Annotated in this window: 17 protein-coding genes and 1 pseudogene; 13 read left to right on the plus strand and 5 right to left on the minus strand. The window is 51.5% G+C overall.

The window, feature by feature from the left end; genetic code table 11:
* Positions 1–184 precede the first annotated feature (184 nt).
* The 3 genes from WIH05_RS10760 to WIH05_RS10770 all read left to right on the plus strand — a co-directional run bounded on the left by WIH05_RS10760 (position 185) and on the right by WIH05_RS10770 (position 3,693).
* Positions 185–877, plus strand: a complete 693-nt coding sequence (locus WIH05_RS10760; RefSeq protein WP_022272120.1) for a 5'-methylthioadenosine/adenosylhomocysteine nucleosidase — start codon at positions 185–187, stop codon at positions 875–877.
* Between the two features lie 158 nt (positions 878–1,035).
* Entirely contained in the window at positions 1,036–2,085 is a 1,050-nt protein-coding gene (locus tag WIH05_RS10765) for a hypothetical protein (RefSeq protein ID WP_022272121.1), read from the plus strand.
* Between the two features lie 258 nt (positions 2,086–2,343).
* On the plus strand, positions 2,344–3,693 hold the full coding sequence (locus WIH05_RS10770; RefSeq protein WP_022272122.1) for a glucose-6-phosphate isomerase: 1,350 nt from the start codon (positions 2,344–2,346) through the stop codon (positions 3,691–3,693).
* A 177-nt stretch (positions 3,694–3,870) separates the two neighbouring features.
* On the opposite strand, the gene WIH05_RS10775 is transcribed toward WIH05_RS10770, so the two are convergent.
* Positions 3,871–4,137 carry a hypothetical protein gene (locus WIH05_RS10775; protein ID WP_022272123.1) on the minus strand — a complete coding sequence of 89 codons (267 nt, stop codon included), beginning with the start codon at positions 4,135–4,137 and terminating at the stop codon, positions 3,871–3,873.
* A 211-nt stretch (positions 4,138–4,348) separates the two neighbouring features.
* On the opposite strand from WIH05_RS10775, the gene WIH05_RS10780 reads away from it, so the two are divergent.
* The 10 genes and pseudogenes from WIH05_RS10780 to WIH05_RS10825 all read left to right on the plus strand — a co-directional run.
* Positions 4,349–5,455, plus strand: coding sequence for a hypothetical protein (locus WIH05_RS10780; RefSeq protein ID WP_022272124.1), 1,107 nt, complete (start codon positions 4,349–4,351; stop codon positions 5,453–5,455).
* Positions 5,456–5,500: 45 nt separating this feature from the next.
* On the plus strand, positions 5,501–6,499 hold the full coding sequence (locus WIH05_RS10785; protein WP_337425366.1) for a M15 family metallopeptidase: 999 nt from the start codon (positions 5,501–5,503) through the stop codon (positions 6,497–6,499).
* 117 nt (positions 6,500–6,616) lie between these two features.
* The gene (gene yyaC, locus WIH05_RS10790) at positions 6,617–7,219 is read left to right on the plus strand and encodes a spore protease YyaC (RefSeq protein ID WP_022272126.1); all 603 of its coding nucleotides are present in this window, start codon (positions 6,617–6,619) and stop codon (positions 7,217–7,219) included.
* Between the two features lie 103 nt (positions 7,220–7,322).
* Positions 7,323–8,717: a LysM domain-containing protein gene (locus WIH05_RS10795; RefSeq protein WP_022272127.1), complete on the plus strand. Its 1,395-nt coding sequence runs from the start codon at positions 7,323–7,325 to the stop codon at positions 8,715–8,717.
* A 94-nt stretch (positions 8,718–8,811) separates the two neighbouring features.
* Positions 8,812–10,236: a DUF5711 family protein gene (locus WIH05_RS10800; RefSeq protein WP_022272128.1), complete on the plus strand. Its 1,425-nt coding sequence runs from the start codon at positions 8,812–8,814 to the stop codon at positions 10,234–10,236.
* A 45-nt stretch (positions 10,237–10,281) separates the two neighbouring features.
* On the plus strand, positions 10,282–12,261 hold the full coding sequence (gene tkt, locus WIH05_RS10805) for a transketolase (RefSeq protein ID WP_022272129.1): 1,980 nt from the start codon (positions 10,282–10,284) through the stop codon (positions 12,259–12,261).
* Positions 12,262–12,403: 142 nt separating this feature from the next.
* On the plus strand, positions 12,404–13,348 hold the full coding sequence (locus WIH05_RS10810) for an ROK family glucokinase (protein ID WP_337425367.1): 945 nt from the start codon (positions 12,404–12,406) through the stop codon (positions 13,346–13,348).
* A 369-nt stretch (positions 13,349–13,717) separates the two neighbouring features.
* Entirely contained in the window at positions 13,718–14,710 is a 993-nt protein-coding gene (locus WIH05_RS10815; RefSeq protein ID WP_337425368.1) for a hypothetical protein, read from the plus strand.
* Positions 14,711–14,875: 165 nt separating this feature from the next.
* Entirely contained in the window at positions 14,876–16,561 is a 1,686-nt protein-coding gene (locus WIH05_RS10820; protein WP_022272132.1) for a putative manganese-dependent inorganic diphosphatase, read from the plus strand.
* Between the two features lie 23 nt (positions 16,562–16,584).
* A pseudogene (locus tag WIH05_RS10825) lies at positions 16,585–17,169 on the plus strand (flavin reductase family protein); the annotation flags it as partial.
* 376 nt (positions 17,170–17,545) lie between these two features.
* Here WIH05_RS10825 and WIH05_RS10830 read toward each other — a convergent pair.
* From WIH05_RS10830 to WIH05_RS10845, 4 genes are all read right to left on the minus strand, one after another.
* The gene (locus WIH05_RS10830) at positions 17,546–18,172 is read right to left on the minus strand and encodes a GNAT family N-acetyltransferase (RefSeq protein ID WP_022272134.1); all 627 of its coding nucleotides are present in this window, start codon (positions 18,170–18,172) and stop codon (positions 17,546–17,548) included.
* Between the two features lie 61 nt (positions 18,173–18,233).
* A complete protein-coding gene (locus WIH05_RS10835) occupies positions 18,234–19,160 on the minus strand; it encodes an ABC transporter permease (RefSeq protein WP_022272135.1) in 927 nt (308 codons plus the stop codon).
* Positions 19,148–20,068, minus strand: coding sequence for an ABC transporter ATP-binding protein (locus WIH05_RS10840; RefSeq protein ID WP_022272136.1), 921 nt, complete (start codon positions 20,066–20,068; stop codon positions 19,148–19,150). The genes WIH05_RS10835 and WIH05_RS10840 overlap by 13 nt, the downstream gene beginning before the upstream one ends.
* A 111-nt stretch (positions 20,069–20,179) precedes the next feature.
* Positions 20,180–20,938 carry a MerR family transcriptional regulator gene (locus WIH05_RS10845; RefSeq protein WP_022272137.1) on the minus strand — a complete coding sequence of 253 codons (759 nt, stop codon included), beginning with the start codon at positions 20,936–20,938 and terminating at the stop codon, positions 20,180–20,182.
* Positions 20,939–21,055: the final 117 nt, after the last annotated feature.

Consider the following 21,055-nt stretch of genomic DNA (forward strand, 5'->3'; position numbering starts at 1 on the left):
TTTGCCCGAACGGTTAGTTTCGATGCTTCCCGGTATCTATGGAGCCGAACGGGTGACCTATGGAGATATTAACGGGAAAATGCTTATGAAAACAAGTTTTCAACGCATTTTCCCGTTAATATCTCCGCATGGCTGAACGGTTACGACAAGTATTACGTATAAAGTTTACAGGAGGACAAGGAAGATGCTGGGAATTATTGGAGCAATGGATGTGGAAGTGAAAAAACTCCGTGAGATGATGGAGGATCCGGAGATCCAGACCGTGGCAGGGATGACATTTTACCAGGGAACCATTAAAGGAAAGGCTGTGGTCGTGGTCCGCTCCGGGATCGGCAAGGTGAACGCCGGCCTATGCAGCCAGATTTTAGTGGACCGGTATCATGTGAGCGGGATCATAAATACTGGAATTGCAGGTTCTCTTAGAAATGAGGTCAATGTGGGGGATATCGTCCTGGCCACGGATGCGGTCCAGCATGATGTGGATGCCGCAGGCTTTGGGTATCAGCCGGGAGAGATCCCGCAGATGGGGATCAAGGAGTTTCCGGCAGATGCCCATTTAAGGGAGGTGGCCGTCAGGTGCTGCCAGAGGGCCAATCCCGATATCCAGACCTTCTGCGGCCGCGTGGCCAGCGGCGATCAGTTTATCAACAGCCGTGAAAAAAAGAACTGGATCCGGGATACCTTTGACGCCTACTGTACGGAGATGGAGGGAGCGGCGATTGCCCAGGCGGCGTATCTGAACCAGATCCCTTATCTGATCGTCCGTGCCATTTCCGATAAGGCGGATGACAGCGCGAATGTGGATTACAGTGAGTTTGAGGCAAAGGCCGTGGAGCATTCGGTCCGCCTTATGGCAGCAATGCTGGAAGAGCTTTAAAATACAGGGCTTAAGAGGCTTCTCAACCTCTTAAGCCCCGAATTTTCCCGGAATTTGACGAACGATTTTCGGCTTCTCAATCTTCTCAAAAAGTTTCTAAGTGGTTATAATGGGAACCATCATCTGGAAACATCTGGACGAAGAAAGGGGAGCTTTTTATGTTACAATTTTTACAGACTGGGAAAGTGCTTTATGTTCTGGCAGCCGTATGTGCGCTGGGAATCATAAGCAAGCTTGTGACAGGGAACCTCTACAAAAGATTAATAAAAGAAACCGGAAACATGGCGCTGACGAAGAACCGGAATCTGAGGGCGCTGAAGCAGAAGACGGAAAATATGTTCCTTCTGAGCCATGGACTCCGCAATCCGGCTGCGTACATAGAAAAACAGGTCTACGGATTCCGTTTTATGAAGATCTCTCTGGATGACTGGGACAATTTTTCCGTGCAGACCATGATCCTGTGCTTTCTGATCGGCGGCGTGGCTGCGTTCGGGTCCTACTGGTACAGGTGCGATTCCTATTATATCGTGCTTTATGGGACCATGGGGATCCTGTCGGGGCTGTTCATGGTGCTGGTGGACAACGGGGTCAACATTGGCGTAAAACGCCAGCAGCTGATGGACTGTTTGGTGGATTATGTGGAAAACTCTCCACATTTTTATAAAAATGTGGATAAGGCAGCAGAGGGAGAACGGGCGGACAGGAAAAACCGGATCGTCCCGGCAGCGGGTCCCGGCTTCAGGGACCTGGGAAGAAGGGGATTAAAGGCTGTGGAGGAAACCGCAGCCAGCAATGAGACCGGCCCGAAGGAAGAAAAGGAAGAGCTGCGTGACAGGACCTGCCATTCCCGTACAGAAAAACCAGCGGGAGCGCCTGGGGGAAAAAATGGAGCCGCCCAGGGAGAGAGGACTGGAGCCCGGTTTTCTGTTTTATCCAGGAAAAAGGGGGAGGACCGGAAGGAAGAAGGATCCGGGGAGAGCAGCCCCAGGGAGGAACGGGACAAGGACCGGAATGGGGACGAGCTGGCGCGCAGCATTGAATATCTGAGGGAGAGCCTGGATCAGATCGCTGCTGGACGAGAAGGCGGAAAGCGGGAGGAGCCATCCTCCAGGCAGACAGAAAAGGAGGGGCTTCAGAGAGCCAAAAAGGAGCTGAAGCCGGAGGACCTGAAACTGCTGGGAGATATTTTGCAGGAGTATCTCACATAAGAGGCGTACATGGCGCAGAGATCCGGCGGGAGGACTGGCGGAGCCTGCCGGACATTAGACCTTGCGGCGTGCCTTCAGGCGCTTAACAGACACAGGCTTTATGAGGCCCCATGCCATCCTCCGGGCAGTTTTTTTCCGGAGGAACATGGGAAAATCCGCCAGAAAATCCGGCGGCAGGATTGTCAAGGCTTTAACTCAATGGTATAATTAAAACATATGTATGAAATTTATCTCACGCAAGAAAAGGAGAATGAGGCTATGAGCAGAGAACTGGTATTTGATTATTCCAAAACAGCCGGTTTTATCCGTGAAGAAGAGATTGTAAATATGAAGAAAGCCGTTCTTGGGGCGAAAGAGGTTCTTACGGAAAAGACCGGAGCCGGAAATGATTTCCTTGGATGGATCGATCTGCCGGTGGATTATGATAAGGACGAATTTGACAGGATCAAAAAGGCGGCAGAAAAGATCAAGGGCGATTCCGACGTGCTGCTGGTGATCGGCATTGGAGGCTCTTACCTGGGCGCCCGGGCGGCGATTGAATTTTTATCCCACAGCTTTTATAATGTGCTGCCCAAGGGAGAAAGAAAGACTCCGGAGATCTATTTTGTAGGCAACAGCATCAGCAGCAAATATATCAAGGACCTTCAGGATGTTTTGGAAGGAAAAGATTTCTCCATCAATATCATCTCCAAATCCGGTACGACAACGGAACCGGCCATTGCATTCCGCGTGTTCAAGGATATGCTGATCAAAAAGTACGGCAGGGAGGAGGCCAATAAGAGGATCTACGCAACAACAGACAAGGCGAAGGGAGCCTTAAAGAACCTGGCCACTGAAGAGGGCTATGAATCCTTCGTAGTACCGGACGATGTGGGAGGCCGTTTCTCCGTTCTCACGGCAGTGGGACTCCTGCCTATCGCAGTCAGCGGCGCAGACATCGACCAGTTAATGGAAGGCGCGGCAGCGGCCAGAAAGACAGCTCTGGAAGCTGAATATGAAAAGAACCCGGCCCTTCTTTACGCCGCAGTCCGCAATATCCTCTTAAGAAAAGGGAAGCAGGTGGAGATCGTGGCCAACTATGAGCCCAGCCTGCATTACGTTTCTGAATGGTGGAAGCAGCTTTACGGCGAGAGCGAGGGCAAGGACCAGCGCGGTATCTTCCCGGCAGCCGTGGATCTGACCACAGACCTCCATTCCATGGGCCAGTTTATCCAGGACGGAGCCCGTATCATGTTTGAGACAGTATTAAGCGTAGAGGAATCTCCGGCGGAGATCGTGCTCCAGAAGGAGGACGTGGATACAGACGGAATGAATTATCTGGCGGGCCAGACTGTGGATTTCGTCAATAAGAGCGCCATGAATGGCACCATCCTGGCTCATACCGACGGAAACGTTCCCAACCTTATGGTAAAGATCCCGTCCCAGGATGCATACAGCCTTGGCCAGCTTTTCTACTTCTTTGAATTTGCCTGCGGCATCAGCGGATATCTTCTGGGTGTAAACCCGTTCAACCAGCCGGGTGTGGAGAGCTACAAGAAAAATATGTTTGCTCTTCTTGGAAAGCCTGGCTATGAGGAAGCCAGGGAAGCTCTTTTAAAGAGACTGTAAGTGGGAGCATGAACGTATAAAAAATACTGGCGTCAGCCTGGGGGAAATCTCCTGCAGCTGCCGCCAGTATTTTTTCATTTGTCCCACCGCAGGTGAAGAAGCCCGCAAATGAGCTTCTTTTTCACCAGGTCCCGGGAAAACTGCCAGTCCCAGGCTTTCCGGGAAGCTGCTTCCCGGCTACTCTTCGATCACATGGATCTCCAGGTAATCAAAATCGATCTCCTCGATGAAGCTGTCCCTTGTGAACCTGGTCTTATCGTGGAGCTTAAAGTCTTTTATATTGGAATCCAGCCAGATGGGCTGGCCCAGGTCAAATTCGCGGCAGATCTCATCCAAAGCCTGAAAGACCATGGCAGTGCGGGACATGGAGTAGTCCCCGTTGGCGGCCACGGTATCCCGGAGCAGATGATTGTCCTTCCAGAGCTTTCCCCACATACGGAACATAAAAGGTCTCCTTTCTACGTCGGGCAGGAATAAGAGCCCATGTCAATGGTGATACAGGCAATTATAACAAGGGATCCGGTGATTTTAAAGTGTTTTTTGATGATATTACCTTGTACGAACCGAAAAGATGTAGTAATCTATATGTATGCAGGATCCTGCGGTTCAATAAGGACGCACGGAAACAAAAACAAACGATCCAGGAGGACAAAAGATGGCATTGCCGATCACGGATTACACTGCCTTTTTTGCCGGTGCAAAGCAGGCTGTACAGGAACTGGAACAATTAAGAGAAAGGGAACTCTGTCTGGAGGAAAGCGAGAAGACGCTGGAGGACCAGCTGAGGACCAGGGAAAAGGCTGTGGCGGATACCATTGCCAGAACAGTGAAGGCCCGCGGCGAGGAGATCGCCCGGAGCTATGACGCGGAGCTCGGAAAAACGGAGGATCAGCTGAAAAAGGTTAAGGCAAAGCGGGAAAAGGCGAGGAACCAGGGCATAAAGGGCCGGATCGCCGAGGATACCCAGAGCCTGTCAAAGGAAAACGAAGAGCTGAAGGGGCGGATCCGGACCTTGTTCCGGGCCAATCATGTACCGGGCTACTGTGCCGGAGGTTTATACTATTCCCTTTATTTTACCAGGGGCCTGAAGGAAATGGGGATCCTGCTCCTGGCGCTGCTGATATTTTTCCTGGCGGTTCCCTGCGGCATTTATTTTGCGGTCCCAGAACGGAAGACCTGGTATCTGATCCTGATCTATCTGGCAGATATCCTGATCTTCGGCGGAGTTTATGTGAAGATAGGAAATTCCACCAAGATGAAGCATATGGATGCCCTCCGGGAGGGACGCAGCATAAGGAACCGGATCCAGGCCAATAAAAAGCAGATGAAAGCCATTGCAAGGACCATCCGCAGAGATAAAAACGATGCGGTCTACAACCTGGAAAAGTTCGACGACGAGATCGCCCAGCTGGACCAGGACCTGCTCCAGACCAATAAAAAGAAAAAGGAGGCCCTGGCAGCCTTTGACACAGTCACAAAGACGATCCTTTCGGATGAGATCATGGAAAGCAACAAACCGGAGATCGACCGCCTTCAGGGAGAGCTGGCAAAGGCCGTGGAGGAGCTTAAGGCCGTGAGAACGGAGCTGAAGGAAAAAACATTGTATACAGCGGAGAATTTTGAAGCCTATACAGGAAAAGAATTTATGACCATGGAGCGGCTGGAGGCCCTGGAGGGCTTTATCCGCGCCGGAGAGGCGAGAAATATCAGCGAGGCAGTCACTGTGTTCAAAAGCCGGGACCGCCAGGGGACACCGCAGTAAAAGTGAGGATGAAAATACAAAGGTAAAAGCTACGGAGGCAGAAGGATGAAAGTGGATACGGTACGGATGATGACAATGACGGCTCTCATGGCGGCGGCCATGAGCACAACGGCGTTTGCCGGAAGCTGGAGGACCGACGGGGGCGGCAGATGGTATCAGAACGATGATGGAAGCTGTACGAAGAACGGATGGCAGTGGATCGACAGCGACAATGACGGATATTCGGAATGCTTCTATTTTGATTCCAACGGGTATGTGCTGACCAATACCAGAACACCCGACGGGAGCCAGGTAAACGGCATCGGCGCATGGGTAAAGGACGGCCATGTCCAGAGCCAGGCTGGTGGAAGCGGATCCTCTGGCGGAAACAGCGGCTCCTCGTGGGACAGTTCCTTCTGGGGAGATTCTTCCGGAACAGGAGGAAGCTCCTATGACGACTGGAGCTGGCTTTTCGACTATGAATATGATCCTTACTGGTATGAGAATGATCCAGAGCTGTCAGAGGGAGAGAAAGCCGGATATCATTACTCAGCTGTGCACCAGGATTACAGTCTCAGAACAGAGGAACGCTGGAACCAGGTAAACGCACAGTATGACCGGATCGCGGCAAATCCCACGCCGGAGGCAGCCCAGGCAGAAATGGTATGGGTGGAGATCCCGGTATGGAGGCTGAAAAACGGCCAGAAGACGGCTGGCACAGATAAGGTCCAGGTCCTCAGCAGCATCGCGGACGAGGTGAAGGCCATTTTTACAGAGATCTACAATGGACAGGAGCAGTTCCCCATCCAGAGCATCGGTGCTTACAGCTGGCGCGGCAACGGGCTGGGCAGCTATCACAGCGCGGGAATGGCCATCGACATCAATCCGGACCAGAATCCTCAGGTGCGGATGGACGGCACGGTCCTGGTGGGAAATAAATGGGAGCCTGGCGTAAACCCGTATTCCATCGGCCGTGACAGCGATGTGGTAAAGGCCTTTGGAAAATATGGATGGACATGGGGAGCCATGTTTTCCACCAAGGATTATATGCACTTTGAGTGGTAAGAGCGAAAACTTCCGGCGGGAGGCAGATAAATTTCTGCCCCCGCTTTTTTATTGTATATTCCTCCCCATGTCCGCCTATAATAGCGTATAAGACCAGGAAGGAAAAGGAAGAAGAGCATGAGATTTCGCAGGCATGAGATTTATTACTATAATACAAAGGCCGGGTTTGAGACGGAAAAGTTTGCGGGCCGTCTTCTGATGATGATCCTGGAGGGAATGCAGGAAAAAAGGAAAACAGAGATCCTGTTTCTGTGCATCGGGACGGACCGGTCCACCGGAGACAGCCTGGGACCTCTGATCGGATATAAATTGAAGGAAAAGGGCATGAGAAACGCCAGAGTCCTGGGAACACTGGAGGAGCCGGTCCATGCCATGAATCTGGAGCCGTGTATGGAGCAGCTGCGTGAAAAATGTCCCGATGCCCTGGTGGTGGCTGTGGACGCGTCGGTGGGCAGCGCGGATCATGTGGGCTATGTGACCCTGGGACGGGGGCCCCTAAAGCCCGGGCTGGGCGTCAGTAAGGACCTGGATGCGGTAGGGGATCTTTTCATCACCGGTATCGTAGGCTCTGTGAGGAACGGGGACCCGCTGATGCTCCAGAGCGTCCGGCTGTCTGTGGTCATGCGTCTGGCAGACTGCATCAGCCGCAGCATCTGCCTGGGCATGAATCTTCTGGGGAAGCGTGTCGAAAATTTTTTTGGACAGCCGGCCCCGTTTTGACAGGTTTTGCAAAAGGCCCATGGTATACTTCCACCTGAGTCATAAGGGGAAGACCGGAGGACAGGCCCGGCCTTCCCGTGGAAGAATATAGCGAGGTGAGACCATGGGAGACTTATACAATCCGTTTCCAAAACTGCCGAAAAACATCCGCCAGATCGGAGATCCGGACCAGGTGATCCGTTTTTATATGGAGGATTATGTCAATACATACTTAAAACGCCTGTACCCGTCTGGGAGCCAGACGCTGCGGGTGGGACTTTTGCTGGGAAGCGTGGAACAGTACGACGGGACTCCGTATGTGTTTGTGGACGGGGCCATGGAGATGGAGGATGTGGAGACCGACGGGGAAAAGATCGTCTTTACAGAAAGCGGATGGAAAAAGGCGTACCAGGTCATGGAGGAGGCATTTCCCAAGCGCACGATCCAGGGGTGGTTTCTCTGCGGAGGGCCCGGAAGCCAGTTAAGCCCGCTGAATTACTGGAAGCAGCACTGCCAGTATTTTGCAGGAAAGAACCAGCTCATGTATCTGAACCATGGCCTGGAGGGCGAGGAGGTCATCTATGTGACCTCAGAGGACGGATTTTACCGTCTGAAGGGCCACTGTGTATATTACGAACGGAACCAGATGATGCAGGATTACATGATCACCAGAAAGGATGTCCGCCGGGTAGAGACAGGCTCCCATGAGAAGGTGATTCGGGATTTCCGCCAGCGGATGGTGGTAAAAAAGGAACAGGCGGATATGGAGAGCCATAAGACCAGCGCCCTGGGAATGCTGTGCGGTGCCCTTTCGGTGGCTGTCCTGGCCGGAGGCGTGGTCATGGTCAACAATTATTCAAAAATGCGGGAAATGGAAAGCGTCCTTACTTCGGTGCTTCCCGCCGGTATCACGGACTGGGACGAGTACCGGAAAGAAAAGGCCAAGGAGCCGGATTTTGTGATCGAGGAAATGACCGGGAGCGTGTATCCCACAGAGGCTTTGCCGGGAGAGACCGGGGAGACCTATGAGGGCGAGACCATGGCAGAAACGCCTCCTGCCAAAGAAGGCTCCTCCGTAGAGGAGAGCGGGGCTCTGGCAGATTCCGATCTTGTTGAAGAGGCTGTGCAGGAAACGGCTTCTTCGGACTCCTCTGCCCCGGAATCGGCTCCGTCTTCTCCGGAAGCGCCCCAGAGGCTGACTGGAATGGACAAGGAGGCACATCCGTCCGGCAGTCCGGAGACAGCCCCGGCTTCAGAGACAGCTCCGTCCGCAGAAGCCCCCACAGAGTCCGGCCAGGGAGACGCTTCCTCTGGGGACTGTCCTGCCATCGACTTTGAAGCTGCCAGGGCCAACGGATATGAGATCTACCAGGTGGGGGAGGGAGAGACGCTTTATGGGATCTGCTTCAAAGAATATGGCACCCTGAGCCGTCTTTCGGAGCTCTGCCGCCTCAACGGCCTGGAGGATGAGAACCGGATCCTGGCGGGGCAGAAGCTGATCCTGCCGTCAAAGGAGTGACTGGAGAAGGAATAATTTAAGAAAGAATTTAATGCGAATCTCCCCGAAATGGTGTATACTAAAAATATATGGGCATTTCCGGGAGATTTAATATATGAATGATATGGGTTTTATGGACAGAGAATCAAAAAAACGGCAGCTCCGCAGAAACATTGTCCAGCCGCCGCAGGAGGAACGCCCGTCCCGGTATGAAGAGGAGGACAGCGAAGAGGTGATCCGCCAGGTCCATCGGGAAAGGCGGAAAAAGCGGATCCTGACGACGGTCATGACAGTCCTGTTTCTTGCAGTGACCGGTTTTTGTTTCTATAAATATCAGAGCGAGTATGAGTATACCGGCTACGATGTGGCCTGGGAGAGACCGATGCGCTATACGGGCGCTGAAAACAGTGCAGAAAACGCCCCGGAGGCCGGAGAAAACGGAACACCGGAAAATGGGGATCCGGAGGCGGCTAACGCCCCGGAAGGGGCTGGGGAGGATGATGGCCAGCCGCCCCAGATCACACCCAGTAAGAGCGTCAGCGAAAGCGGATTTGTGAAATATGCGTATTTTGGCGAGAATATGATCCGCTATACCAAGGACGGAGCTTCTTATATTGACGGAGCGGGAAAGACCGTCTGGACCCAGAGCTTTGAGATGAAGACTCCGGTCATCAACGTCAACGGAGACTATGCGGTGATCGCAGATCAGCAGGGAAACCAGCTCTATATATGCAGCACGGCCGGCTGTACCGGCGTTGCCAAGACCCAGCTTCCCATTACAAAGGCGGCTGTGTCCTCCCGGGGGATCACGGCGGCTGTGGTGGAGGACAGCTCGGCGTGCTACATCTTCTATTTTAAAAAGGATGGGGAAGAGCTGGGCATCAATATCAAAATGCTTTTGTCGGGAGACGGCTATCCAGTGGATATCGCCCTGTCGCCGGATGGAAAGCAGATCGTCATGTCGGTCATGTACATGAAAAACGGGACTTTAAAAAATAAAGTCGTTTTTTATGATTTCTCAGAAATCGGAAAAAACGTGAATAATCGTTTTATCGGAGGCTTTGAAGAGGAATTTGATGATAAAATGGCGGCACGGGTCGTTTACCTGAACCAGGAAACGGTCTGTGCGTTTTCGGACAAGGGGCTGACCTTTATTTCAGTGAAAAACGTTATCCCGGACAGCACGGTGGTGACGGTCCCGGTGGAGGAGGAGATCAAAAGCATCTTTTACTCGGACAAGTACGCCGGAGTCGTGGTGGAGAACGGGTCCGGCAACCCCAGCCGCCTGGATGTGTATACGACTGATGGAAAGCTGGCCGGGACCGTGGACTTTGACTACGATTATGCCGGAGTTGAAATTGACGGCGACCGGGTTATCCTGTATAATGAGGAATCGTGCAGGGTATACAGCCTGGACGGCCATCTGAAATTCCAGGGCCAGTTCGATTTTTCCGTTTCCTGCGTGCGCTCGGGGAAAAACCATGGAAATTCCCTGATCGTGGCCGGGAGCGAGGTAATGAAAGAGATAAAATTAAAATAAATAAAACAAATGTAAAAACAAGCACAGTTCTTAGGAGGAAGAGACATGAAAGCAATCGATGCACTGTCCGTCAATTCTATCAGAGTTTTAGCCGCTGATGCGATCCAGAAGGCCAATTCCGGCCATCCGGGCCTGCCCCTGGGAAGCGCTCCCATGGCATATGAGCTCTGGGCCAATCACATGAATCACAATCCGGCCAACCCCAAATGGGAGAACCGGGACCGCTTCATCCTTTCCGGCGGCCATGGCTCCATGCTTCTGTATTCCCTTTTACACCTGTTCGGATACGGGCTTACCAAGGAGGATATCATGAATTTCCGTCAGCTGGGCTCTCTGACGCCGGGACATCCCGAGTACGGCCACACCGTCGGCGTGGAAGCGACCACAGGCCCTCTGGGCGCGGGAATGGGCATGGCAGTGGGTATGGCCCTGGCTGAAAAGCATCTGGCTGCCGTATTCAATAAGGAAAATTATCCGGTGGTGGATCACTACACCTATGTGCTGGGAGGCGACGGCTGCATGATGGAGGGGATCTCCTCCGAGGCGTTCTCCCTGGCCGGGACCATGGGCCTTTCCAAGCTCATCGTTCTTTATGACTCCAACCGGATCTCCATTGAGGGAAGCACAGACCTGGCCTTTAGGGAGAACGTGGAGGAGCGCATGAAGGCCTTCGGCTTCCAGACCATCACCGTAGAGGACGGCACCAACTTAGACGCCATCGGTCTGGCCATCGAGGCGGCAAAGGCCGATACGGAACGTCCGTCCTTCATCACCATTAAAACAGAGATCGGTTACGGCTGTCCGGCCAAGCAGGGCAAGGCCAGCGCCCACGGCGAGCCTCTGGGCGTGGACAATGTAAAGGCCATGCGTGAGACCCTGGGCTGGCCCTACGAGGAGCCGTTCTTCGTACCGGACGAGGTATATGCCCACTTTGCAAAGCTGGCAGAGGAAAAGGCAGAGACAGAGGCAGCCTGGAACGTGATGTTTGCAGCCTACTGCCAGGAATATCCGGAGATGGAAGCGCTCTGGGAGAAGTACCACAGCGGAGTGGATGCGGATTCTCTTATGAACAATGAAAAATTATGGCTGGAGCAGGAAAAGCCGGAGGCCACCAGATCCTTATCCGGAAAGATGATCAATCTCCTGAAGGATGAGATCCCGGGCATGATCGGCGGATCCGCAGACCTGGGCCCCTCCAATAAAACGGAGATGAAGGGCGAGGGCGATTTCTCCGCAGAGAACCCGGCGGGAAGAAACATCCATTTTGGCGTGAGAGAGCTGGCCATGGCCGCCATCGGAAACGGTATCATGCTCCACGGCGGTTTACGGGCCTATGTCGCCACGTTCTTTGTATTCAGTGATTATGTGAAGCCCATGGCGAGACTTTCCGCTCTTATGGGCGTTCCGCTGACCTTTGTACTGACCCATGACAGCATCGGCGTCGGCGAGGACGGACCGACCCATGAGCCCATCGAGCAGCTTGCCATGCTGCGGGCCATGCCCAACCTGCGGGTATTCCGTCCCTGCGATGCAACGGAGACATCTGCCGCATGGCTGACCGCCGCATCCTCTGAGAAGACGCCCACAGCTCTGGTGCTCACAAGACAGAACCTGGCCCCCATCACAGGCAGCAGCAGGGAGGCCTTAAAGGGCGGATATGTGATCGACGACTGCGAGGGTACGCCGGAGGTGATCCTCATTGCCAGCGGATCCGAGGTGGAGCTGGCAGTGAAGGCCAAGGCAGAGCTGGAGGCAGAAGGAACGAAGGTACGCGTGGTCTCCATGCCGTGTATGGAGCTTTTCGAGGAGCAGAGCGCAGAGTACAGGGAAGCCGTCCTTCCGAGGGCCGTAAGAAAGAGAGTCGCCATCGAAGCGCTTTCCGATTTCGGATGGGGAAAATATGTGGGCCTGGACGGAGCGTATGTATGCATGAAGAGCTTCGGAGCCAGCGCTCCGGCAGCAAAGCTGTTTGAAAAATTTGGTTTTACGGTAGAGAACGTGGTCAATACTGTAAAAGCGCTGTAATACAGAGTATGGGACCGGGGCCGGATGGTGTGGAAATCCGGTCCCGGAATCTTTTTATGGAAGGAACAGAAAAAAACATGGAAAAAGGCCGCAGGAGCGGGAGGAAGGAATGCGGGCGGCCAGGAGAAAGGGAGGATCAGTCATGAGCCGGAAATGCATTGGAATCGATATCGGAGGCACGACCGTAAAGCTCGGTATGTTTGAGCAGGACGGAACGCTTCTGGAGAAGTGGGAGATCCCCACGAGAAAGGAAAATGGAGGGGCGCATATCCTGGAGGATATTGCGGCGTCCATAAAGAAAAAGGCAGCGGAAAGGGGACTTTCGACGGCAGACTTTGCAGGAGCCGGCATGGGACTTCCAGGACCGGTTTTGGAGGACGGCCATGTGGAATTCTGCGTGAACCTGGGCTGGAAGGCCATGAACCCCCAGGAGATCTTAAGCGGCCTTCTGGACGGGATGACGGTAAAGAGCGCCAATGATGCCAATGTGGCTGCCCTGGGTGAGCTGTGGCAGGGAGGCGGCCGCGGCTATAAAAATATGGTCATGATCACCCTGGGAACGGGCGTCGGCGGCGGTATTATCCTCAATGAAAAGATCTGGTCCGGTATGCAGGGCGTCGGCGGCGAGATCGGCCATATCCATGTGATCGAAGGAGAGACAGAGCAGTGCAACTGCGGCGGATACGGATGTCTGGAGCAGGCAGCTTCGGCCACGGGGATCGCCCGTCTGGCCAGGAAGCTCCTGGAGGCAGATCCGGCACGGCCATCCTCCCTGCGGGAAGTGAAAAATCTGTCGGCTAAGAGCGTGCTGGACGCAGCCAGGGCCGGGGATCCACTGGCTCTGGAGTCAGTGGAGACCTCCTGCCGGTATCTGGGCTGGGCCATGGCCGGGATCACCATGGTGGTGGATCCGGAGGCCTACCTGATCGGAGGCGGCGTTTCCAGGGCCGGGACCTTTCTGACCGAAAAGATCCAGAGATACCACGACCAGTTATCGCCTATGGCCACAAAGAAGGCAAAGGTTCTCCTGGCTACACTGGGAAACGATGCGGGGATCTATGGGGCTGCGAAGCTGGTATTGGGATAAAATGAGGAGACCCCGGCTGCGACAGCCGGGGCAATTATGAAAAATCTATGTGCAATTTGTCATATTGGCGATGAGAAATAAATTTTTTCTATGCAATTAGTATAAAAAATATATGTGAACAAAATATGAATAAATTGTAAATAGATTATGAAACTATTGTAAGCGGCTTTTGTAAGTTTTGTTCACGGGGTGCTGCTGGGAAAAATGCATAGAAAGAATGTTACGAATATTACTTTTTTATTACATTTTTACATTTTTCATACGCTTTCTTACGTCTTTTCCAATCTGTTGAAATCATGGAAATTTTATACTATAATCCAGATATAAAGAAGAAAAAAATCGTGAAATCAGATAAAAGGAGGACATCATATGAGAAAGAGAAATGTAAAGGGATTATTATTCGCAGCAGCTTTTATGATCGCAGGTACCCAGCTGACGAGCATTGAGGCCCTGGCCAGAGACTGGGACGATAAGTGGGAAGATAAATGGGAAGACAAGTGGGAAGACCGCTGGGATGATGACGACGATGACGATGATGACCGTTGGGATGACGACGACCGCTGGGATGACGATGACCGTTGGGATGATGACGACTGGGACGATGATGATGACGACCGCTGGCCGGGCAACGGCCACCACAACGGCCATCACAACGGGAACGGCCACCACAATGGAAACAACAATGGAAACGGAAACAACAATGACCAGGAGAAAAAAGGCGGCTGGGTCAATGTAGTATATTTCTGCGAGGAAGACAATACCGTGTGGGCCCCCGGAGAGATCTGGGCCAAGGGTCTTGTGAACGGAAAAGGAAATGTGAACTCCAGTGAAATGACCACAGTGCCCGAGGGCTATAAGCTGAGGGTCGTGGGCGATTACTACTATAACGGCGGCGATGAGCTCCGGGTGGAGGTCATTAAGGAGAAGACCCAGGGCGGAAGAGTCAACGTGGTATATTACTGTGAGGAGGACAACACCGTGTGGGCCCCCGGAGAGATCTGGGCCAAGGGCCTTGTGAATGGAAAAGGAAATGTAAACTCCAGTGAAATGACCACAGTACCCAAGGGCTATCACCTGAAGGTCGTTGGCGATTACTATTACGACGGCGGCAGCGAGCTGCGTGTCCGTATCGTAAAGGACGACACCAAGACCGGCGGCTGGGTCAATGTGGTATACTACTGTAAGGAAGACAATACGGTATGGGCGCCCGGACAGATCTGGGCCGAAGGCCTTGTGGACGGCAAGGGCACCATCAACTGTACAGAGATGACGACGGTTCCGGCGGGCTACCGCTTAAAGGTTGTGGGAGATTATTACTACGATGGAACCGGTGATTTCCGGGTACAGATCGTGAAAAAGTAACGGTTCAAAAAACCAGATAAATATCCGGGGGCATGTCTGATTATGCCCCCGTTTTGCTTTGCTTTTTGTACAAATTCCCGGGTGTACGGTTTTTACCCTGTGTGCTATACTTAAGAAAGAACTGGAATGTGACCATGAAATCATCGGAAAGGACGAAGACCATTTATGATAAATACAGAAAAGCAGAAGACGCTGGTCATTGGACACCGGAACCCGGATACGGATTCCATCTGTTCTGCCATCTGCTATGCCGCCTTGAAGCGGACGCTGACGGGAAAGGAATATGAACCGTGCCGCGCTGGAAATGTGAATCCGGAGACGCAGTTTGTACTGGATTTTTTCCAGGTGGAGGCGCCCCGTCTGGTGGAAAGCGTGAAGACCCAGGTAAAGGATATTGAGATCCGCAAGACCAAAGGCGTGGACCGCGGCATCTCCCTGAAGACCGCATGGAGCCTCATGCAGGAAAATAATGTGGTGACGATCCCCTGTGTCACAGAGGAGGGCGTTTTAGAGGGGGTCATCACCATCGGAGATATTACCAAATCCTATATGAACCTGTATGACAGCAGTATCATTTCCAAGGCCAATACCAAGTATTCCAACATCCTGGATACCCTGGAGGGCAGCATTGTGGTGGGAGACGCGGAGGCATATTTTGATAAGGGAAAGGTCCTGATCGCCGCCGCAAATCCGGATCTGATGGAGAATTATATTGAAAAGCATGACCTGGTGATCCTGGGAAACCGGTACGAATCCCAGCTCTGCGCCATTGAGATGGAGGCGGGCTGCATCATTGTCTGCGAGGGCGCGGGGGTTTCCCTGACCATCCGGAAGCTGGCCCAGGAACGGGGCTGCACGGTGATCACCACGCCCTATGATACATATACCACCGCAAGACTGATCAACCAGTCCATGCCCATCAGCTATTTTATGACCATGGAAAATATCATCGGCTTCTCCGATGAGGACCCCATTGACGATATCCGGGACATCATGGCCAACAAGCGTCACCGTGATTTCCCGATCCTGGATTCCGATGGAAAATATCTGGGCATGATCTCCCGCCGGAACCTGTTGGGAGCTAAGGGAAAACATATCATCCTGGTGGATCACAACGAGCGGACCCAGGCCGTCGAGGGTATCGAGACGGCGGATATCCGGGAGATCATCGACCATCACCGTCTTGGAACGGTGCAGACCATGTCTCCGGTATTTTTCAGAAACCAGCCTCTGGGCTGTACGGCTACCATCATTTACCAGATGTACCAGGAAAATAACGTGAAGATCGATAAGACCACAGCGGGACTTTTATGCAGCGCCATTATTTCAGACACGCTGCTGTTCCGTTCCCCCACCTGTACGGCGGTGGATAAGGAGGCGGCCCTGGCTCTGGCAGAGATCGCGGGGATCCATGCCGAGGAGTATGCAAAAAAGATGTTTGCGGCTGGCAGCAATCTGAAGGGGAAATCGGACGAGGACATTTTCTATCAGGACTTCAAGCGGTTCACGGTGGGAAATTCTGTGTTCGGGATCGGCCAGATCACCTCTCTGGATTCAGAGGAGCTGGAGAATCTGAAGCCCCGGATGCTGGCTTATACGGAGAAGGCCAGAGAGCAGCATGACGCGGATATGATGTTCTTCATGCTGACAAACATCCTGACAGAGTCCACGGACCTGATCTGCGTGGGCCAGGGAGCCGAGCAGCTTGTTTCCACAGCCTTCCATATGGCAGATGAGGATGGCTCCGGAGACGAGGAGATGGAAGAGATGGACGGCATCGTCAGCCTTCCGGGCGTGGTTTCCAGAAAGAAGCAGCTGGCCCCCCAGATCATGATGGCGCTGCAGCAGTAAGCGGCGGGAGCTGGAGGAATTTTATGGGAAAAAGACAGTTTAAGCCGGGGAACATGCTGTACCCCGTTCCCGCGGTCATGGTCTCTGTGGCCGATAAAGAGGGAAACGCCAATATCATCACCGTGGCCTGGGCGGGAACGGTGTGCACCAATCCGCCGATGCTGACCATCAGCATCCGGCCGGAGCGGTATTCCTACCATATGATCCGGGAGACCGGGGAGTTTGTTGTGAACCTGACCACAGAGGAGCTGGCCCGGGCTACGGACTACTGCGGCGTCCGGTCGGGCCGGGATACGGATAAATGGGCAGATATGGGGCTCACGAAGGAAAAAGCCAGCGAGGTGTCAGTGCCGCTGATCCGGGAATGTCCGGTGAACCTGGAGTGCCGGGTGGTGCGGGTGGATGAGCTGGGAAGCCATCATATGTTTCTGGCCCAGGTGGTGGCGGTGGATGTGGACGAAGCCTATATGGATGAAAAGGACACCTTCCACCTGTCAGCGGCCAGGCCCATGGCCTACTCCCACGGGCGGTATTACGGCCTGGGGGAATGCCTGGGAACCTTTGGATACAGTGTGAAGAAGACGGCTGAAAAGCGCGGATCCGGGAAGGGGAAGGCTGCGCCGGAAGCAGGAAATAGTTCCGGAAGGCAGAAGGATGGGGCCGGTCTGGGAAAGGACGCCGGAAAACGGCAGACCGGGGGAGGTCCCGGGAGGATCCCTGGAAGGAACAGGACCGGGAGCGGTCTGGGAGAGCTTACCGGGAAACAGAAGCCTGGGGCCAAAGCCGGAAGGGGTGCTGGGAGACAGAGGTCCGGGACCCGGCAGGGAAAGACCGTTGGCCGTCCCCAGTCCGGCCCTCCCGGCATAAGAAAGTAAGGGAAGGCTGATCGTATTATAACAGGAACACCGGCCGCGGAAGGCTGGTGTTCCATAAATGCGGACAGCGGATAAGGAAAAACGTCCCTTTTTGCAGCGTCCCCTTGCTTTAGGGAGCGATCATCCCATTAGGATTCGTAGAGGCTTTCTTTTGATATGCCATATAGATCAAATGGTCAACGCCGCTTTGTTTGCTATTTTTCATCTTTACCTTCATAAATTCTTTAAACCCTATTTTTTTATATAAAGAAACAGCACTGGTATTTGTATCAGCAACCTCCAGGACAAAAACGGTGTGATGGTCTTCTTTTATTATGTGTTTTATGATCTCTGATGCAACGCCCTTTCTTCTGTATTGTGCATTTGAAGCGACAAATTCGATCGCCTGCATCTGAGGTGTCATTTCAAAAGGATACTGTTTATCTTCAAATTCCTTTTTTAATATCTTATAAGCAGCAAGCCCCATAAAGAATCCAAGATGCTTCTGAAGCTGCTTTCTGTCCAGCGAAATATTTTTGATCTGGTCATTATAGATGGAGGCAAATCCCGCCACCTGGTCATCAAGGATCGCAACATAAAATGCATCAGGATTGAACATATGGGCAAATGCTTTTTTTAAAACCTCCTTATCTTTGGAAAAGAATTTGATCCATTTGTAAAAACCATCCACAAATATACTGCTTATTTCATTTCTGATCGGATCTCCGCCGATTTCTTTGGCATTCATTACCTTCATTTTATACTTCCCATCCTATCCTGTTCTATTACATCAATGATTCAGATGTTTCCATTGTAACTTATTTTTTTCGGTATTTCATCATGAACATGCAGCTGATAAGGAAAAATACCATTCCTGCGCCAATAACGATGGTAAGCATCACAGGAAAAGTGAATCTGGTATTCTCAAATATATAGATGATGCCATTTTCGGCCGCATAGGTCTGTTTTATTTCCTGCGCTGTCATCAGGCGTCCTTTTATGGTCTGATCTGCAACACTCCCAAAGGTTGCTGAAAGCGCCTCCTTTGTCATAATTTCCCGCATCATAGTGGTGCCATGATGGGCCGGAAAAAACGCAAACAGCTTTTGAATATCCGCAGGGAGCATTCCGATGGGTAAAAATGCGCCGGTTATAAATCCAACGAATGCGGACATGATTCCTGTAAAGGTACTGTAGATCTGTGCCTTTTGGATCAAGAGGGCTGTCACAGACAAAATGCTTGTGGTGGAAAAGGTATTGACCAGGATCAAGCCGATCATTTGAATGCCCGCTTGTGGACATAGCCGCTTACCGCCGTTCATCACAATAAAACCCTCCGAAATAAACAGGCAGAGGATGTTCAATACAGCGCCAACAAGGAACGGTGCAAGCCAATATCCGGCAGCCAGTCTGCTGCGGGATATGGAACTGGCAAGAAAGCTGTCCAGTTTATTTGTGCTGCTGTCCTCCACCAGGATCGTGAGCACATTTAATGGAATCAGGATACAGTTGATCATTAAAACACCTGCCATGGCAGTTGAGTCCACCAGCCAACGCATGCTTGAAAAATTCATACCTGCGACTTCTGCATATACCTCTGCCATTCCCTGCGCCAGATAGTCGCCTAAAAACAGATGGATCAGAACAAGAAACATCAGCATGTATACAAATGAGAATAGAATGGACAATGGGTTTCTAAGATAAAGCTTTATAATTCTTCTTGTCATAATTCCTATTTCCCGCATTTTTCTGCCTCCATTTGCGTTGCTGCTAAAAAGACGTCATCCATCGTTCCTTTTATCAGTTCAAAATCCTTAAGATCTCTGATACCCGCTAAAATGTTCAAAGCCTCCTGGCTATTGTCAACAGATATCAGAAGATGGTCTGTTTTCAGTTTTGGGGCATATCCCATTGCCCTAAGTGTTTCTGCGCTATCCTCAGGATTGTCAAACCATAGCTTGAGAGCGTCTTTTCCGTACCGTCTTTTCAGAGCATCGGGTGTCCCTTCTGCTTGTATGCTGCCCTTTTTGAGGATCACAACATGGTCGGCACCGGCCGCTTCTTCCATGTAATGTGTCGTAAGGAAAACGGTCATCCCATATTCTTCCTGCATATCCCGGATCAGCTTCCAGATGGAGGCTCTGGTCTGCGGATCAAGCCCGGTTGTTGGTTCATCCAATATCAGAATTTTCGGCTTATGCAAAACCGCCTGTACAATTTCACATTTTCGTTTCTGGCCGCCGGAAAGCTTTCCAAATGGGCGGTTCCAAATATCAGACAGACGGAATGCCTGCCTGAATGCCTCCATACGGATCTTTAATTCTTTGCTGTGCAGTCCGCGCAGCTGTGCCCGTATCATCAGATTTTCTTTCACGGTCAGTACATCGTCTAATACATTATTTTGGAAAACAATTCCCAGGCAGTTCCTTATTTTTTCAGGTTCATGATCCATATCGAACCCATCTACAATAATTTTTCCGGAGGTTTTTGTGAGAAGGGAGCAGATCATATGGATCGTTGTGGATTTCCCTGCACCATTGGTTCCGAGAAATGCAAATAGTTCGCCTTTCTTCACTTGAAAACTGATGTGGTTTACGGCTGCAAGATCGCCATAGCATTTTGACAGATCTTTTATTTCAATTATATTTTTCATTTTATCACCAACCTTCAAGTTGTATTCTATTACATGACGTTACGTAATTAGCAATACCTTTTTGAAAAAAATATCCGAGGCATTTCTGCCTCGGAAGCATTGGATCTGAGTTTACTTATTGTGATGATAGAAGTGTATGGCTTCCTCTAAAAATGGTTCTGCCTTTTCGATCAGCTCTTTTTCAGCCGGATTCCATGTCATACGATGATCATCTACTGCAAGGAACGCCTGCTCATGTTCCGCACTTCCGCCAGTCGCTTTTTTTATCATCGTATCCCATTCCATTGCCAATCTCTGTGCGATCGGCTCTTTGGGATCGATCCCTGCTTCATAGAACGCAGCTGCTTTGATGGATAAGCGTTTCCACGTATTATAAAATTCAATGACATCTTCAAAGGAATGAAAATGTTCGGAAAAAACCTCCATCTGAGCATCTGAAAATTCATAATCCGCCCACATAGAAATATCTATTTTTTCTAAAGACTGCATAAAGGCAGCGAGTAATGCCCATGGCGGTGTTTTACCGGCTTCAATGATCTCCTGGCTTGCTTCGATGGCCGCAATGCTATTTTGTATGGAATCGATCTGATTGTATAACAGGATCTTCTGTGAAGATAATAACTCCATTGCTTTCTTTTCTGCCGTTATAGCTGGAATTTTTTCCTTGATCTGTTCTAAGGAAAAGCCCAGTCCACGATAAAAGACGATATGCTCAAGTTTTATGATATCATCTTCGGTATAATATCTTCGTCCCCCCTCCGTCCGCCCAGACGCAGGAAGAACTCCTATATTATCGTAATGCTGTAATGTGCGGATCGTAAGCCCGGAGATTTTGGCAGCTTCTCCAGTGCTGAACTGCTTTTCTTTCAAGAGCCTCACCTCTAAGCCAGTATATCATAGTACATAACGAAATGTGAAGGAGACAGATGTCTTTGTTTGTGTCAAGTAATCGTTGGCAACTTACCCACTTCATTTTTTCCTTATGAT

The sequence above is a fragment of the Alitiscatomonas sp. genome, from assembly GCF_037242085.1.
In the GTDB taxonomy this organism is placed as follows: domain Bacteria; phylum Bacillota; class Clostridia; order Lachnospirales; family Lachnospiraceae; genus Alitiscatomonas; species Alitiscatomonas aceti.